Source organism: Vagococcus luciliae, from assembly GCF_024637875.1.
Taxonomy (GTDB): domain Bacteria; phylum Bacillota; class Bacilli; order Lactobacillales; family Vagococcaceae; genus Vagococcus; species Vagococcus luciliae.
The window spans coordinates 1,812,732-1,828,738 of the sequence record NZ_CP102451.1 but is presented as its reverse complement, the minus strand read 5'-3'; the positions used below and the strand labels follow the sequence as shown (position 1 = coordinate 1,828,738).

Annotated in this window: 19 protein-coding genes and 2 tRNA genes; 19 read left to right on the top strand and 2 right to left on the bottom strand. The window is 33.9% G+C overall.

Features of this window, described 5'->3' with window-relative positions; genetic code table 11:
- The first annotated feature begins 62 nt into the window (after window positions 1-62).
- The 14 genes from murA (at window position 63) to G314FT_RS08820 (ending at window position 8,904) form a co-directional block, all read left to right on the top strand.
- Window positions 63-1,361, top strand: a complete 1,299-nt coding sequence (murA, locus tag G314FT_RS08885; protein WP_257700730.1) for a UDP-N-acetylglucosamine 1-carboxyvinyltransferase — start codon at window positions 63-65, stop codon at window positions 1,359-1,361.
- Between the two features lie 26 nt (window positions 1,362-1,387).
- A complete protein-coding gene (locus G314FT_RS08880) occupies window positions 1,388-1,567 on the top strand; it encodes a DNA-directed RNA polymerase subunit beta (RefSeq protein WP_257700728.1) in 180 nt (59 codons plus the stop codon).
- Window positions 1,568-1,624: 57 nt separating this feature from the next.
- The gene (gene yidD, locus G314FT_RS08875; protein ID WP_257700726.1) at window positions 1,625-1,903 is read left to right on the top strand and encodes a membrane protein insertion efficiency factor YidD; all 279 of its coding nucleotides are present in this window, start codon (window positions 1,625-1,627) and stop codon (window positions 1,901-1,903) included.
- A 144-nt stretch (window positions 1,904-2,047) separates the two neighbouring features.
- The gene (locus tag G314FT_RS08870) at window positions 2,048-3,217 is read left to right on the top strand and encodes an ABC transporter substrate-binding protein (RefSeq protein WP_257700725.1); all 1,170 of its coding nucleotides are present in this window, start codon (window positions 2,048-2,050) and stop codon (window positions 3,215-3,217) included.
- Window positions 3,218-3,278: 61 nt separating this feature from the next.
- Window positions 3,279-4,154 carry a branched-chain amino acid ABC transporter permease gene (locus G314FT_RS08865; protein ID WP_257700724.1) on the top strand — a complete coding sequence of 292 codons (876 nt, stop codon included), beginning with the start codon at window positions 3,279-3,281 and terminating at the stop codon, window positions 4,152-4,154.
- A 9-nt stretch (window positions 4,155-4,163) separates the two neighbouring features.
- Window positions 4,164-5,117, top strand: a complete 954-nt coding sequence (locus tag G314FT_RS08860; RefSeq protein WP_257700723.1) for a branched-chain amino acid ABC transporter permease — start codon at window positions 4,164-4,166, stop codon at window positions 5,115-5,117.
- Entirely contained in the window at window positions 5,110-5,886 is a 777-nt protein-coding gene (locus tag G314FT_RS08855; protein WP_257700721.1) for an ABC transporter ATP-binding protein, read from the top strand. Before G314FT_RS08860 ends, G314FT_RS08855 begins: the two co-directional genes overlap by 8 nt.
- The gene (locus G314FT_RS08850) at window positions 5,886-6,590 is read left to right on the top strand and encodes an ABC transporter ATP-binding protein (RefSeq protein WP_257700720.1); all 705 of its coding nucleotides are present in this window, start codon (window positions 5,886-5,888) and stop codon (window positions 6,588-6,590) included. Before G314FT_RS08855 ends, G314FT_RS08850 begins: the two co-directional genes overlap by 1 nt.
- A 4-nt stretch (window positions 6,591-6,594) precedes the next feature.
- Entirely contained in the window at window positions 6,595-7,245 is a 651-nt protein-coding gene (locus G314FT_RS08845; RefSeq protein WP_257700711.1) for a CBS and ACT domain-containing protein, read from the top strand.
- An 83-nt stretch (window positions 7,246-7,328) separates the two neighbouring features.
- Window positions 7,329-7,535 carry a DUF2969 family protein gene (locus G314FT_RS08840; protein ID WP_257700710.1) on the top strand — a complete coding sequence of 69 codons (207 nt, stop codon included), beginning with the start codon at window positions 7,329-7,331 and terminating at the stop codon, window positions 7,533-7,535.
- A gap of 79 nt (window positions 7,536-7,614) precedes the next feature.
- Window positions 7,615-7,695: transfer RNA gene (locus G314FT_RS08835), tRNA-Tyr, on the top strand.
- Between the two features lie 10 nt (window positions 7,696-7,705).
- Window positions 7,706-7,777 (top strand) — tRNA-Gln (locus G314FT_RS08830).
- Between the two features lie 97 nt (window positions 7,778-7,874).
- Complete coding sequence (locus G314FT_RS08825) at window positions 7,875-8,066, top strand: hypothetical protein (RefSeq protein ID WP_257700708.1); 192 nt, start codon at window positions 7,875-7,877, stop codon at window positions 8,064-8,066.
- Between the two features lie 130 nt (window positions 8,067-8,196).
- Window positions 8,197-8,904 (top strand): GntR family transcriptional regulator, encoded by a 708-nt coding sequence (locus tag G314FT_RS08820; protein ID WP_257700699.1) that lies wholly within the window; start codon window positions 8,197-8,199, stop codon window positions 8,902-8,904.
- Between the two features lie 19 nt (window positions 8,905-8,923).
- Here the strand turns inward: G314FT_RS08820 and G314FT_RS08815 are convergent, their stop codons facing one another.
- Window positions 8,924-9,568 carry a YigZ family protein gene (locus tag G314FT_RS08815; protein ID WP_257700697.1) on the bottom strand — a complete coding sequence of 215 codons (645 nt, stop codon included), beginning with the start codon at window positions 9,566-9,568 and terminating at the stop codon, window positions 8,924-8,926.
- A 54-nt stretch (window positions 9,569-9,622) separates the two neighbouring features.
- Here G314FT_RS08815 and G314FT_RS08810 point away from each other — a divergent pair, with 54 nt between their 5' ends.
- Window positions 9,623-10,195 (top strand): hypothetical protein, encoded by a 573-nt coding sequence (locus G314FT_RS08810; RefSeq protein WP_257700695.1) that lies wholly within the window; start codon window positions 9,623-9,625, stop codon window positions 10,193-10,195.
- Window positions 10,196-10,239: 44 nt separating this feature from the next.
- Here the strand turns inward: G314FT_RS08810 and G314FT_RS08805 are convergent, their stop codons facing one another.
- Entirely contained in the window at window positions 10,240-11,163 is a 924-nt protein-coding gene (locus G314FT_RS08805) for a lysophospholipase (protein ID WP_257700694.1), read from the bottom strand.
- Between the two features lie 98 nt (window positions 11,164-11,261).
- Here G314FT_RS08805 and G314FT_RS08800 point away from each other — a divergent pair, with 98 nt between their 5' ends.
- From G314FT_RS08800 to G314FT_RS08785, 4 genes are all read left to right on the top strand, one after another.
- Entirely contained in the window at window positions 11,262-12,566 is a 1,305-nt protein-coding gene (locus G314FT_RS08800) for an ATP-dependent helicase ComFA (protein ID WP_257700692.1), read from the top strand.
- Window positions 12,563-13,249, top strand: a complete 687-nt coding sequence (locus G314FT_RS08795) for a ComF family protein (protein WP_257700690.1) — start codon at window positions 12,563-12,565, stop codon at window positions 13,247-13,249. The genes G314FT_RS08800 and G314FT_RS08795 overlap by 4 nt, the downstream gene beginning before the upstream one ends.
- Before the next feature lie 144 nt (window positions 13,250-13,393).
- Complete coding sequence (gene hpf / locus G314FT_RS08790; RefSeq protein WP_257700688.1) at window positions 13,394-13,948, top strand: ribosome hibernation-promoting factor, HPF/YfiA family; 555 nt, start codon at window positions 13,394-13,396, stop codon at window positions 13,946-13,948.
- Window positions 13,949-14,097: 149 nt separating this feature from the next.
- Window positions 14,098-15,987, top strand: coding sequence for an ABC-F family ATP-binding cassette domain-containing protein (locus tag G314FT_RS08785; RefSeq protein WP_257700679.1), 1,890 nt, complete (start codon window positions 14,098-14,100; stop codon window positions 15,985-15,987).
- The last annotated feature ends 20 nt before the right edge of the window (window positions 15,988-16,007 follow it).

Here is a 16,007-nt window from a genome sequence, read left to right as displayed (position 1 = left end):
AAATCATGGTATACTGATTAGGATTTGTAATAAGTTCCTTATATTTATGGAGGGAAAAATTAATGGAATATATAGCAGTTCGCGGTGGAAATCGCCTAGAAGGAAGCGTTAAAATCGAAGGAGCAAAAAATGCCGTATTGCCTATTTTAGCCGGAGCATTACTTGCTAATAAAGGACAAACAACTATTACCAATGCTCCAATTTTGTCTGATGTGTTTACAATGAATAATGTTATTAAGTACTTAAATACAGATATCGAATTTATTGAAGAAGAAAATACGATTAAAATCGATGCAACAAAAGAATTAGAAACAGAAGCTCCATTTGAATATGTTAGCCAAATGAGAGCCTCTATTGTTGTGATGGGACCACTTTTAGCTCGTACTGGTCGAGCTAAAGTTGCGATGCCTGGTGGGTGCGCTATTGGTACAAGACCGATTGATTTACATTTGAAAGGGTTTCAAGCATTAGGAGCTAAAATTACGCAACAAAATGGATACATTGAAGCTGTTGCTGATGAATTAGTTGGTGCAAGAATTTATTTAGACTTTCCAAGTGTTGGAGCAACTCAGAATATTATGATGGCTGCTGTCCGTGCAAAAGGGATAACAGTGATTGAAAATGTTGCAAGAGAACCTGAAATTGTCGATTTAGCAATTTATTTAAATAAAATGGGTGCTAAAATCGTTGGTGCTGGGACAGAAACGATTCGTATTGAAGGGGTAACTGACTTATACGGAACAGAGCATAGCGTGGTGCAAGATCGTATTGAAGCCGGAACCTTTATGGTAGCAGCAGCTGTAACTCAAGGAAATGTTTTTATTGAAGATGCTGTGGCAGAACATAATAGCCCTCTAATTTCTAAATTAGTGGAAATGGGTGTAGATATTATTAATGAACAAAATGGGATCCGTGTCATTGGACCAAAATATTTGAAACCAACGGATATAAAAACATTACCACATCCTGGATTTCCAACAGATATGCAAGCTCAAATGAGTGTCTTGATGGTATTGGCTTCAGGGGATAGTGTGTTAACAGAAACTGTTTTTGAAAATAGATTCCAACATTTAGACGAATTACAACGTATGGGTGCTAAATACCGTATTTCCAATAGTGTGGCTTATATTAGTGGTGTTCCAAAGCTTCAAGGAGCACAAGTTAGTGCAACAGATTTACGAGCAGCAGCAGCTCTGATTATTGCTGGATTAGTTGCAACAGATGAAACACGAGTGACCAGATTAGAGCATTTAGACCGTGGATACTATAAATTCCATGAAAAATTAGCCAACCTAGGTGCAACAATCGAAAGAATTGATGAAGATGTTGCTAAAGAGTCAGTGGTAGAAGTAGTAAGTTAAGCTCTGTAATTAAGGAGGAAATTTAATTGAGTTCAATAACTAAAAGAGTAGTCATACAATTGATGCTAGTTATTTTTGTGATTCTATTATTGATTGGATTATTTTTCCTAGGTATTTTTATAGGGTATGTCTATGTTGGAAAAGGGCAATCGAGTGATGCATTGAATCCATCGACATGGCACCATATACTAGATTTTGTAAAATAACTAATGACCATCAACTCTTATGTTGGTGGTTATTTTTTAAATTGTTAGGAAGATATTATGAAAAAAATTATCATTTTACCTGTTCGTTTTTATCAAAAATTTATTTCTCCTTTGTTTCCTAAAAGTTGTCGTTATCATCCAACGTGTTCTCAGTATATGATTGATGCGGTAAATTATCATGGAGCGATTAAAGGGTTTATCATGGGGACAGCTCGTATTTTAAGGTGTCATCCTTTTGTCAAAGGTGGTATTGATTATGTACCGCCAAAATTTAGTATCAGAAAAAATCCAGATGAAACATATCGTGGACCGTATAAAAGGAAAAAAAATAAATGACTTAAAAGCTACCGTAGACCTTGTTTATTAACGGTCTATTTTTTTATTTTAGAATTGTCTGAAAATTCTGTTGACTTATATCTAATATTAATTTATATTAATAAATAACTTATTTAATTCTAATAAAGAAGTGAGGAAAGTAAAATGAAAAAAATTATAGGAATGCTTATGGGTGCAACATTATTGTTATCTGCTTGTGGAACACCGGGTGGAGGAACTGCTCAAAATACGAAGTCACAAAAAGATGCTGATACAGTCAAAATTGGTTTAAATATGGAATTATCAGGGGCTGTAGCTGGTTATGGTAACCAAGAAAAAGAAGGTGCAGAACTTGCAGTGAAAGAAATCAATGATGCCGGTGGGATTAACGGTAAGAAAATTGATTTAGTTGTAAAAGATAATAAAAGTGATACTGCCGAAGCAGCAACAATCGCAACAAGTTTAACAACAAGTGACAATGTCATTGGAATGATAGGTCCTGCAACATCAGGTGCGAGCAAAGCAGCTAGTCCAAACGCAACAAAAGCTCAAGTACCAATTATCACGCCATCAGCAACAGATGATTCCATCACTGTAGTAAATGATAAAGTGCAAGAATATATTTTTAGAACATGTTTCCAAGATTCATTCCAGGGGGTTATCTTAGCTAACTATGCGACTGATAACTTGAAAGCGAAAAAAGCAGTGATCATTGGAGATGTATCAAGTGATTATGCAAAAGGATTAACTAAATCATTTAAAGATACATTTAAAGGCGAAATTGTAGCAGATGAGAAATTTAATGCAAAAGATAAAGATTTTAAAGCCATTTTAACAAAAATTAAAGACAAAGATTTTGATTTTATTTACTTACCAGGCTATTACGAAGAAGCTGGGTTAATCATCAAACAGGCACGTGAAATGGGAATTGAACAACCAATTATTGGGGCTGATGGATTCTCTGATTCTAAATTAATTGATATTGCTGGTGCCGAAAATATGAGTAATATCTACTATACTGCTCATTTTTCTGAAAAAGCACCTGCTTCAAATAAAGTAAAAACATTTATTGAGACATTTAAAAAAGAGTATGGTAAAACACCAAGCTCATTTAATGCGTTAGCATATGATTCTGTTTACATGGTTAAAGCCGCTTTAGAAGCTGAAAAAGAAAACACAAGTGAAGCTTTAACAAAAGGTTTAGCAACACTAACAGACTTTGAAGGTGTGACAGGTACCATGACAATGGATAAAAATCATAATCCTAAAAAACCAGCTGTTGTTATTGGTCTTGAAAATGGTAAAGAAACATCTGCTGATGTTGTTAATCCGTAAGAAAACATGATAACCAAGGAACTGTTTTTGGTTCCTTGGTTTTTCAAAAGGAGGGGAAACAATGAATGTCCTTCAACAATTAGTCAATGGACTCTCATTAGGAAGTATTTACGCACTATTAGCTCTAGGGTATACAATGGTGTATGGCATTATAAAATTAATTAATTTTGCTCATGGTGAAATATATATGCTTGGTGCCTTTATTGGGTACTATGTGGCTAATAACTTTGGTTTTGGCTTAGTTTTAACACTTTTAACATCTATGATTATCTGTGCGATTTTAGGGATGTTGATTGAATTTTTAGCATATCGTCCGCTTAGAAATTCAACACGTATTGCAGCGCTTATTACAGCGATAGGGGTATCATTCTTACTGCAATCATTAATGATTTACTTTGTGGGAGCAGATACAAGACCTTATCCACAATTAATGAAAAATATAACCTATGATTTAGGAATTTTTCAAATTAGTAAAATTCAAATTGTCATTATCGTGACATCACTATTTTTAATGCTTTTATTACAATTTATTGTTCAACAAACAAAAATGGGGCGTGCAATGCGTGCGGCAAGTGTCGATCCTGAAGCAGCTCAATTAATGGGTATAAATGTAAATTATACCATTTCGTTTACTTTTGCACTTGGCTCCTCACTAGCAGCAGCAGGTGGTGTGCTAATTGGACTTTACTATAATAGTATTGATCCAATGATGGGTGTTGCTCCGGGACTTAAAGCTTTTATTGCGGCTGTATTTGGAGGAATCGGTATTATTCCAGGAGCGGCATTAGGAGGATTTGCCATTGGAATTATTGAAACAGTGGTCAGTGCTTTAGGGTTTACTGCTTATCGAGATGCAGTCGTTTACTTGATTTTAATTATTGTGTTACTCGTTAAACCGTCTGGATTACTAGGTAAAAATATTAAGGAAAAAGTGTAGGTGATAACAATGAAAGAACGATTGAAAATAAATGGTATTTGGTTAGCAATAATGGTTGTTATTTTTGCCATTCTGGCAATAACTTACTCAACTGGATTGATGTCACCTGTTGTCGAAACAACACTAGTAATGATTGGTATCAACATTATTCTAGCGGCAGGACTTAACTTAGTTATTGGTATTTCTGGTCAATTTTCTTTGGGACATGCAGGATTTATGGCGATTGGAGCCTATACAACGGCAATTATGACAATAAAGATGCCGTCAATTGTTGGGTTTTTAATTGGATTAGTTTTAGGCTGTATTCTTTCAGGAATTGTCGCATTACTCGTTGGTATTCCAACTCTGCGTCTTTCTGGTGACTACTTAGCCATTGCAACATTAGGTGTATCTGAAATTATTCGCTCATTGATTATGAATATGGATCAAATCACTAATGGTCCCGCCGGATTATTTGGTATTCCTCCTTTTGTTACATGGTCAATGGTTTATTTATTTGTTTGTATCACATTGATTTTGATTACAAATTATATTCATAGCGCAGCAGGTAGAGCAACCTTATCTGTTCGTGAAAATCTAATCGCAGCAGAGTCTATGGGTGTCAATGTTACGAAGTATAAAGTGGTTGCCTTTGTGATTGGTGCCATGACCGCAGCTGTTGCTGGTGGTATGTATTCAAGTTATGTTCAAACGATTGTGCCAGGGAACTTTGATTTTATGAAATCAATTGATATTCTAATCATTGTAGTATTTGGTGGAGTTGGAAGTATGACAGGGACTGTTGTAGCGGCCGTTTTACTTGGTATGTTGAATATGTACCTACAAGATTTTGGTGCAATCCGTATGATTATCTATGCCTTTGCTTTAGTTATCATCATGATTTTTAAACCTTCAGGCTTATTAGGAACAAAAGAATTTTCAGTGAAAAAATTATTGAGTAAAGGAGGTAAACAACATGTCTGAGTTAAACATTAGTCATTTGACAAAGAATTTTGGTGGATTAGCTGCCATTCAAGATTTAAATTTACATTTTGGTGATAATGAGTTGATTGGTTTAATCGGACCTAATGGTGCTGGTAAGACAACACTTTTTAACCTGATAACAGGCGTATATGAGCCGAGTTCTGGAAGTATTGAATTAACACATGACAGTAAGACAATGACGTTAAATGGTATTTCCCCATTTAAAATTGCACAATTAGGTATTAGTCGAACGTTTCAAAATATTCGCTTGTTTAAAGATCTAACAGTTCTTGATAATGTATTAATTGCTATGACAGCTAATGCTAAAGAAAGTGTACTATCTGGTATGTTACGTTTGCCTTCTTTTTATAAAAAAGAAGATAAAATGATAGAAGAAGCAACAAAATTATTAGGTTTGTTTGAATTAGAAGACAAGAAAGATAATTTAGCAAAAAATTTACCTTATGGAGAACAACGTCGCTTGGAAATCGTCCGAGCGTTAGCCACAAAACCGAGCATTTTATTTTTAGATGAGCCAGCCGCTGGAATGAACCCACAAGAAACGGAAGAATTGACGCAATTAATTAAACGAATTCAAAAAGAATTTAGGTTGACAATTGTATTGATTGAACATGATATGTCATTAGTTATGGAAGTCTGTGAGAGACTATATGTATTAGAGTATGGGGCGTTAATTGCTTCTGGAACACCAGAAGAAATTAAGCAAGACAAACGCGTTATTCAGGCGTATTTAGGTGGTGAAGAGTAATGTTAAAAGTTGAAAATTTATCGGTACATTATGGCATGATTCAAGCAGTAAAAGATGTGTCCTTTGAAGTAAATAAGGGTGAAATCGTTAGTTTAATTGGGGCTAATGGTGCTGGAAAAACGACCATTCTAAAAAGTTTATCGGGTTTAGTAAAACCTTCAGGTGGTTCGATGACATTTAATAATGAAGATCTAACGAAAAAATCAGCTCCGGCTATTGTGAAAAGTGGTTTAGTCCAAGTTCCAGAAGGACGTCATATTTTTGCTGGGATGACGGTTATGGAAAACTTGGAGCTTGGTGGCTTTATTCATAATAATCATGATGAGAAAAAAGAAATTTTAGATTATATTTTTGAGACATTCCCTGTATTGAAAGAAAGATTAAAACAAGATGCCGCAACACTTTCAGGTGGAGAACAACAAATGCTTGCTATGGGGCGAGCGTTGATGACGAAACCTGATTTACTTTTACTTGACGAACCATCAATGGGATTAGCACCTATCTTTATTCGTGAGATTTTTCATATTATCGAACGGATTAACAAACAAGGAACAACCATTCTTTTAATCGAACAAAATGCCAACATGGCTTTGAAACTTTCTGATAGAGGATATGTATTAGAAACGGGTCAAGTAGTGCTTAAAGGAAGCGGTAAAGAGCTGTTAGAAAGTGAAGAAGTACAGAAAGCATATTTAGGAGGATAGAGTTATGTTAGTAAGAGACTATATGTCAACAGAAGTGATTACGATTTCCCCTGAGACACCTGTGTTTGAAGCGATGGATTTAATGAAACAAAAAAATATTCATCGTTTACCAGTCATAAAAAATAATCAATTAGTAGGCTTAGTAACTGAAGGAACGATTCAAGAAGCCATGCCCTCAAAAGCAACAAGTTTAAGTGTGTATGAAGTCAATTATTTATTAAATAAAATGACAGTGGCTGATGTGATGATCAAAGACGTTCATACTATCAAAGCCGATGAATTTATTGAAGAAGCGATTAAAATTATGCGTGAGTATAATATTGGTGTGTTGCCTGTTGTGGATGTCAACAGGACTATTCAAGGTATTATCACTAGTACAGATGCATTTGATGCTTTTTTAGCTATTACTGGTTATGGAGAGAATGGGACACGTGTTGCGATTTCAATTAAAGACGATCATCCAGGTGTATTAGCTGATTTAACAAAAGTATTAGCTCAAGATAAGTTTAATATCGTTCAGATTGTTGTGTATCGTCAAGAAAAGAATGTTATTGTCGTGATACAAGTTGTCGAAAAAAATGCCACTAAATTAGAAAAATCACTGATTGACAATCAGTATGACGTTATTATGTGTTTAGAGACTGAAAGAAGCTGAAAAGCTTCTTTTTCTCTTAACAAAGGCAAAAATATATGGTATTCTATATGAGTTCGATGCATGAAAGGACTGAAATATTACAGATGAAAAAAAATAAACCAGTTGAAGTTGAAATCAAAGAATTAACAACTCATGATGAATTGTTAATTGGAAAAAAAGTAATTGGAAAAGTAACAAAATTGTCAGATAAAAAATTTGAAGTTGAAACGACAGATGGTATTTTAGGGGTATACAAAACACAAGACGATGCCTACGAGGAAGCATTAAAATATTGGAATTTAAATAATTAAAAAAAATTAAAAAAGTACTTGATTTTTTTTTTGAAATTCGTTATTATATGGAAGTCGGGTTGGTAAACTTGATTGATACGGAGGGGTAGCGAAGTGGCTAAACGCGGCGGACTGTAAATCCGCTCCTTCGGGTTCGGCAGTTCGAATCTGCCCCCCTCCATTTTTATTAATGGGCTATAGCCAAGCGGTAAGGCAACGGACTTTGACTCCGTCACTCGTTGGTTCGAATCCAGCTAGCCCAGTATTATCTAGCACTGAAATCGGTGTTGGATTTTTTTTTATTTTCTTTTGTGGTATGATAAAGGTATATTAACTTAACTATAAAGGAGATTTAATCACATGGGCGAATTATCTGAAAAATTAGTATCTCAAATTCTAGAATATCGTGACATTTTATCAAGTAATGAAGTAATGGAAACTATCAAAGACAAAGCTCAAATGGTATTTCCAACAAAAGAATACGATGCACCAACTAAAAATGAAAAATTGAAGCAAAATCAACGTAAATGGCGTGCAAAAAGTCATTATTAATTAGTCATTAAGTTATTGGGAGTAGGAAACTACTCCTTTTTTTATTTTATTTCGTTATGATATATAATGTTGTCATTGATTATAAAAATAGCTATAATATAGATAATGACATTTAAAAGGACGTGAATAAATGACTCCAAAGTTACCTGTTTATATTCAGATACATGATAAGATAAAACAAGAAATAGAAGATGGTATCTGGAAGATTGGTGACAGGTTACCTTCTGAAAGGGAATTGTCTGAAGTATTTGGTGTGAGTCGTATGACACTAAGACAGGCTATTCAAACGTTAGCAGACGAGGGAATACTGGAGAGAAAAATTGGTTCCGGTACTTATATTGCAAGGCAAAAAGTACAAGAGACGATGATAGGAACGACTAGTTTTTCAGATATTATTCGTTCTCAGGGAAGCCAACCTTCTAGTAAAACACTGTCTTACTTTGTGACTGCACCAAGCTCCAGTGAAATGGAAAAACTACGATTGACCAAAGATCAAAAGATTTTAAAAATGGAACGAATACGTTATTCAGATGATATACCGATTTGTTTTGAAGTAGCAAGCATTCCTCATCATTTGATTGAAGATTTTAGTAAAGAGGAAATCACACGTTCTTTATATAACGTAATGGCTAGTCAAGGACATGGAGTGATTGGAAAATCTTCTCAAACGATATCTGCGCTAAATGCATCTGAAAAAATCGCGCATTATTTAGAATTGAAAAAAGGTGATGCAGTCTTACGTTTACGACAAGTATCTTATTTTGATAATGGTACACCATTTGAATACGTTAGAAGTCAATACGCAGGTGAGCGTTTTGAATTTTACTTAGAAAAATAAATCCTGGAGCAATAATGCTCTAGGATTTATTTATTGGAACCTCACAGTAGTCTAACTCCCCTTTTTTTAATGAAAATTGAGCATTCAGTAGGTTTGTAATACTTTCTTCAAAAGTTGTCACACTGACTTCATCTACCATAATATGTAAGGTAACTGTATCGCTAAATTCGGTGTCGCTAAGGATGTATTCGGGGTGATTAGTTAGAAAATGTTCTAACTTACCATGGATGGAATAGTCCACTGTCACAATCATCTCTTGTTGCAATTTTCCTTCGACTAACCCGATGTGCTCAATGGCTTCAGAAACAGATGAACTATAAGCACGAATCAAGCCACCAGCACCAAGTTTTGTACCACCAAAGTATCTTGTAACAACAGCCAAAACATTTCGTAGTTCTTTTACCTTTAACACTTCCAGCATCGGTACACCTGCTGTTCCACTTGGTTCACCGTCATCACTAGAACGTTGGATTTCTTGTTTATCTCCAAGAACATAAGCGACACAATTATGATTAGCTTTCCAATGTTCTTTTTTTATTTGTTGAATGATTTCTTTTGCTTCATCTTCTGTTTCTATTCGCCTTAAGTGGCAGATAAAAGACGATTTCTTTATGACGATTTCATAATCGCCATCTTGTTTTATGGTATAGTAATTTAATAGCATATAGGTAACCCCCAAAAAATTAATTTAATAAAATGTTTTAAAAGGAGAATGATTATGCAAAAAAAACGAATAGGATTGTTAGTGTTAGTGATGGTATTCGTCTTAAGTGCCTGTACATCTACAAAGAATGACACCACACATAACTCAAGTACAGATATGACAAGTGACATTAATAAAAAAGATAAACTTGTTTATACCTTAGAGTATGATCATCATCAATATCAGTTTAACATGCTTGATGGTTGGCGTAAATTTCCAAACAGTGATAAGTCCATTGCTTTTTTATTGGGAAACAAAGATTCTAAGTCATTTATGTCTGCGGGATTTGAAGAAAAAGGAAATAAGACGTTAGAGGACTATAAAACAGACTATTTAAAAAAATTAAGTGATGCTAACGCGACTGTTGTGATTGAACCAGAAAAAAAAGAACTAAATGGGTGGGATGCCTATTATCTTGGTGTTGAAATGAAAGATAATAAAAATCGTGTCTTAACCTATCGAATTTATTTGATAGAAACACCTGATTATTTTATCAATCTTGGTGCATGGACAAGTGAAGAAAATCCAAAAGAAGTGACTATTCAAGGACTAGATGATATTTTATCAACCTTTAAAGAAAAAGAATAAAATAAAAGCATGACATTTCAATAATAGAAAAGTCATGCTTTTTTCTATAGTCGGTGACACATCCAATCATAAATATCTAATGTGACATCTAGCGATTCTTTCTCGTTCAGTATTTCATGTCTTAAATCATTATACAAACGAAGTGTGACATCCTTAAAGTAATTGTCACTCAATTCTAGAGCTAATTTTCTAGGGCCTTTTCCATAGTTTCCAACAGGATCTTTTTCGCCGCTAATGATTAACACGGGCAAATCACGTTGGATGGTTATAAACCAATGTTTTTTTGTGGCGTCATCCATAAGAGAAAGAAGTGTATAGTACCCATTATTTGTAAAAATAAACCCACACTGTTCATCTTGTTCGTAAGATTCAACGTTATCAGGGTTTTTAGATAACCAACTAAAAGGAGAATGAGCTGGTTTAAACCCTTGATTAAATGAGCCAAACAATAATTTATCCATAGCAGGATTTTTTGTCTTAGGAGAGACTGTATTCAATCCTTTTGCCATTTTAACCCCCAAACTTATCTCTTTACGTCGGTTAGTCGTACCCATTAAAATAGCGCCTTTAACAAGATGTGAGTATTTTTTTAAATAGTTTCTCACCACAAATGATCCCATACTATGACCTAAAATAAACAAAGGAGTATCTGGATAACGACTTTTTGCATATTGAGTAATTTGAAAAGTATCCTCCACTACAATAGAGGCACTGTCACCTTCACAGAAAAAACCATGTAGAGGATTATCCATATCAACTGATTCACCATGACCTAGGTGATCATGTCCAATGACTAGTATGTCATGAGCAGATAAATAGTGAGCTAATGGTTCATATCGTTCGATGTACTCTGCCATTCCATGTACGACTTGTAAGATTGCTTTTGGTTTTTTAGTAGAAGTATGCCAGATAACACCATTTAAATCTGTATTACCATCTAAAGATTCAATAACAAATTTTTTCTTCATAATTATACCCTTTCTATAATCAAATTTATCCTTATTATAGTCTATTTAAAAGTGAGTCACTAGTATAATGCGTAGATTATTTATAGGAGGAGATAATATTGTATAAAACATTGCAGGGACGTCAGTTATTAAAACAAGAAATACCTCATCCATTAAGAAAATACTTAAAAAAGGATAATAGCATAAAAAAAGTTAAAGCGATGACGTATGATAAAAAAAATATTATCTGTCGTCGTTGTGGGCATGTCAATGATCAAGATTCTTGTCAGATAAATGGTGGCTTTTATTGTGATTATTGTCTTAATATGGGAAGGATTACAAGTGAAAATTATTTATATCGTATCCCAAAAATCCCTCAAAAAAAGTCACAAAAAACGCATTGCTTTTGGCAAGGGGAACTAACTAAACAGCAAGCATGCATCTCTCAAGAAATACTGGATTCTTACCGTCGTAAACGACATCATTTTGTTCATGCTGTGACAGGAGCTGGTAAAACAGAGATGCTATTTCCTTTAATAGAGCAAGTGTTGACAGATGGAAAAGTTATTGGAATAGCAACACCACGCATTGATGTGTGTTTAGAATTGTATCCTAGAATGAAAGAGGCATTTCAAGATACGGAAATAAATTTGTTATATGGCCACTCGTCTCAAACATATAATGGCGCATCTTTCATTATTTGTACGACACATCAACTTATGCGTTTTTATCGTTATTTTGATGTGTTGGTTATAGATGAAGCAGATGCGTTTCCTTATGTTCATTCTGATGAATTACAGTATGTAGCAAAACAGTCATTAGAAAAAAAGGGATGTTTTGTTTTTCTAACTGCTACGAGTAATCCAAGACTAGAGAATTATTCTAATACGGAAAAAAGTATTTTGGCTAAACGGTTTCATGGACAAGACTTGCCTGTTCCTAAAACAATCTATTGTCGGAATTTAGCCACAAATTTACGGAAAGGAAAATTACCTCAAAAAATGAGGATAGAAATAGAAGCAAGTGATCAATCTTATATTCTTTTCTTTCCGGATATTGCTTTAATGTCTATGGTTTATCCTATTATCAAGAAAACATGGCAGGAAAAACAGGTTGCAATGGTACATGCATCATCGCGTGATAGAGAAAAAGTAGTGAAACAAATGAGAGAAGGAGAGATTGATTTATTATTAAGTACAACGATTTTAGAACGAGGGGTAACGTTTAAAAATATTTCTGTCATGGTAGTTTGTGCTGATCACCGAGTATTTAACCGTGCGAGTTTAGTGCAAATTTCAGGGCGTGTGGGTCGAAGTATTGATTATCCAAGTGGAAACGTCATCTTTTTACATGAAGGAAAAAATCAAACCATTATGTCGGCTATAAAAGAAATTAAACACATGAACAAAGAGGCTAAAAGATGAAATGTGTGTTGTGTCAGAGTCTGTTAAAGAACCAATTAGCATTTCGAGAATTATTATTAGGAAGTCAAGTTAAGAATCATTGTTGTGAAACATGTCTTAATCAATTTAAGTTAATTGATTCGTCGATTGAACAGAGATGTGTTTATTGTAAAAAAATATCAAAAGAAATGATATGCGAGGATTGTCAATACTGGAAAACCAACGAAATGGTGTTGGAGTCACATTATGTGTTATATGAGTACAATGAGGCTATGAGTGAATTTATGACCAGTTATAAATTTCAAGGAAATCGTACACTAGCAAAAGCTTTTAGTTCTGATATTAATCAGGTGTTTAAACGGTTGACTTATGATATGGTTATCCCCATTCCTTTATCTAAAAAACGATTAGCTGATCGTGGGTTTCATCAAGTAGAAAAACTGTTAGAGGATGCACGTGTTGATTATGATCCGATATTAAAAAAAAGAAGACACACGAGGAAACAATCAGGCAAAACAAAAGAAGAACGTCTTAAAACGATTCATTCGTTTTACATAAATCAATCTGACCAAGATATTATCCATCAAAAAACGATTATTTTAGTTGATGATGTTTACACAACAGGAAGTACGATATTACAGGCAAAACGTTATCTTTTGAGTAAACATGCCAAAAAAGTCATAACGTTTTCCTTAGCAAGGTGAAAATAATGAAGCGTTTTCTATCAAAGTGTTTGTCATTTTATGATAAGTTCGATATAATAAGGTTAAGAAAGATAAGAGTAGTTAATCAAGACCTAAATGTTCTTATCTTTTTAGTTTTAGTGATAGATGAAAGGGGTAATAGTTATGTTTAGATACAATGTAAGAGGCGAGAACATTGAAGTTACTCAAGCCATAAGAGAATATGTAGAGAAAAAAATTGGCAAATTAGAAAAATATTTTACAAATGTGCCTGAATCAACAGCACATGTTAATTTAAAAGTTTATTCTGATAAAAATGCTAAAGTGGAAGTAACTATTCCATTACCATACTTAGTACTTAGAGCTGAAGAAACTTCTCCAGATTTATACGGAAGTATTGATTTAGTGGTCGACAAATTGGAGCGACAAATTAGAAAATACAAAACAAAAATTAACCGTAAATCAAGAGAGACTGCCTTAGATGTAACCAAAGAAATGGTATTTGCTCCAAGTGATTCTACAGAACAAAATGACGAACCAGATTTAGAAATTGTTCGAACAAAACGTTTATCATTAAAACCTATGGATAGCGAAGAAGCAGTATTACAAATGAACATGTTAGGTCATAACTTCTTTATTTTTGAAGATGCAGAAACAAATGGAACAAGCATTGTTTACAAACGTAAAGATGGCAAATATGGTTTAATTGAAACAAATTAATAAATAAAAACACTTCGCAGAAAGTCATAAAAGACTTTCTGTGAAGTGTTTTTATCATTTATATTACCAAGTACCACATACGATATCAACTTGTGAAGGGAAGATAAATCTGATAAACTGATTAGGATTAAATAGAGACGGGTGATCAAATGAAGCTGTTACGAGCAGATAATTTAGATAAAAATTACGGAACAAAACAATTATTAGATGATGTTTCTTTTTTAATAAGAGAAAAAGATCGTATTGGATTAATCGGAATTAATGGAACAGGTAAATCAACGTTGATTAAGATTTTATCAGGAAAAGATCATGCAGAAAAAGGATCGATTGATTACCCAAATGATTATAAAATTGGTTACCTCTCTCAAGATACCATCTTTTCTGAAGATATTTCAGTATTAGATGCTGTTTTTGATGATGATACACCTGTTATGAAGGCCATTCGTTCATATGAGAAAGCATTGGTTGATTTGGCACAAGATGGAGAAAATCCAGCAGTACAAAAAGCTTACGAAAAAGCTGAAGAAGCAATGAATAAAGAAGATGCTTGGTTAGCTGAGACAAGTGCTAAAACCATTTTAAATAAATTAGGCATCTTATTTTTAGATAAAAAAGTATCAGAGCTCTCTGGTGGACAACAAAAACGACTAGGATTGGCACAAGTCTTAATTCAATCACCTGATTTACTTCTGTTAGATGAACCAACCAACCATTTAGATTATGAAACGATTCAATGGCTAGAAGACTATCTGAATCATTATCAAGGGTCACTCATCGTGATCACACATGATCGCTACTTTTTAGATCGTGTGACGAATCGAATATTTGAATTAGCTGATGGAACATTACACGAATACACAGGAAATTATCAAGCTTATTTATTGCAACGAGCAGAACGTGAAGAACAAGAAAAGAAAAGCCTACACAAAAATAAACAACTATTTAAGCAAGAACTTGCTTGGATGCGAGCTGGCGTAAAAGCTCGTGGAACGAAACAACAAGCTAGAATTAATCGTTTTAATGATTTGAAAGATAAAGTAAGTGGTTCAAGTGATAAAGGAACCTTAGAATTTTCAGCTGGTACAAAACGATTAGGTAAAAAAGTCATTGAAATAGAACACGCTAATTTTAAAATAGCTAATCAAGTTATTTTAAAAGACTTTGAACTGTTAGTCCAAGCTAATGAACGATTGGGCATTACAGGAGCAAATGGTTCTGGAAAATCAACCTTGCTAAATCTTATTGCTGGGAATTTAACGTTGGATAGTGGTGTGATTGAGTTAGGAGAAACGGTCAACATTGGGTATTATACCCAAACCAATGATACATTAGATGAAAGCAAACGCATTATTTCTTATTTACAAGAAATTGCTGAAGAAGTAAAACAACAAGATGGTACAGTGATTAGTGTCACAGAGATGTTAGAGCGATTTTTATTTCCAAGAAATGTGCATGGGACATTGATTAGTAAATTGTCAGGTGGCGAGAAACGCCGTCTGTACTTACTTAGCATTTTAATCCAACAACCAAATGTGTTATTATTAGATGAGCCAACGAATGATCTAGATGTTGAAACATTGACTATTTTGGAAGATTATTTGTCTGATTTTCCAGGCGCAGTCATTGCTGTCAGTCATGATCGTTATTTTTTAGATAAGACAATGGATAAGTTACTCATTTTTAAAGGCCAAGGTAACATGACTACTTTTTATGGCTCAATGAGTGATTATGTTGAGCAGACAGATGAGCAAGAGTCAGTTGAGAAAACTAAATCAACTCTAACTAAAAAAGTTGATAAAGTAGTATCTAATGATGGTAAAAAAAAGAAATTGACTTATAAAGAAAAAATTGAATGGGACACAATTGAAGAAGATATTGCCCAATTAGAAGAAAATATTGAGTCGTTGAACGAACAAATGTTAGACAATAGTAGTGATGCTATAAAATTACAAGATTTGCAAGCGACACTAACAACTACCGAACAAACTCTTGAAGAAAAACTTGAGAGATGGGAATATCTTAGTGAATTTGCTGATTAATAAATAATTGTTTGAGGGGT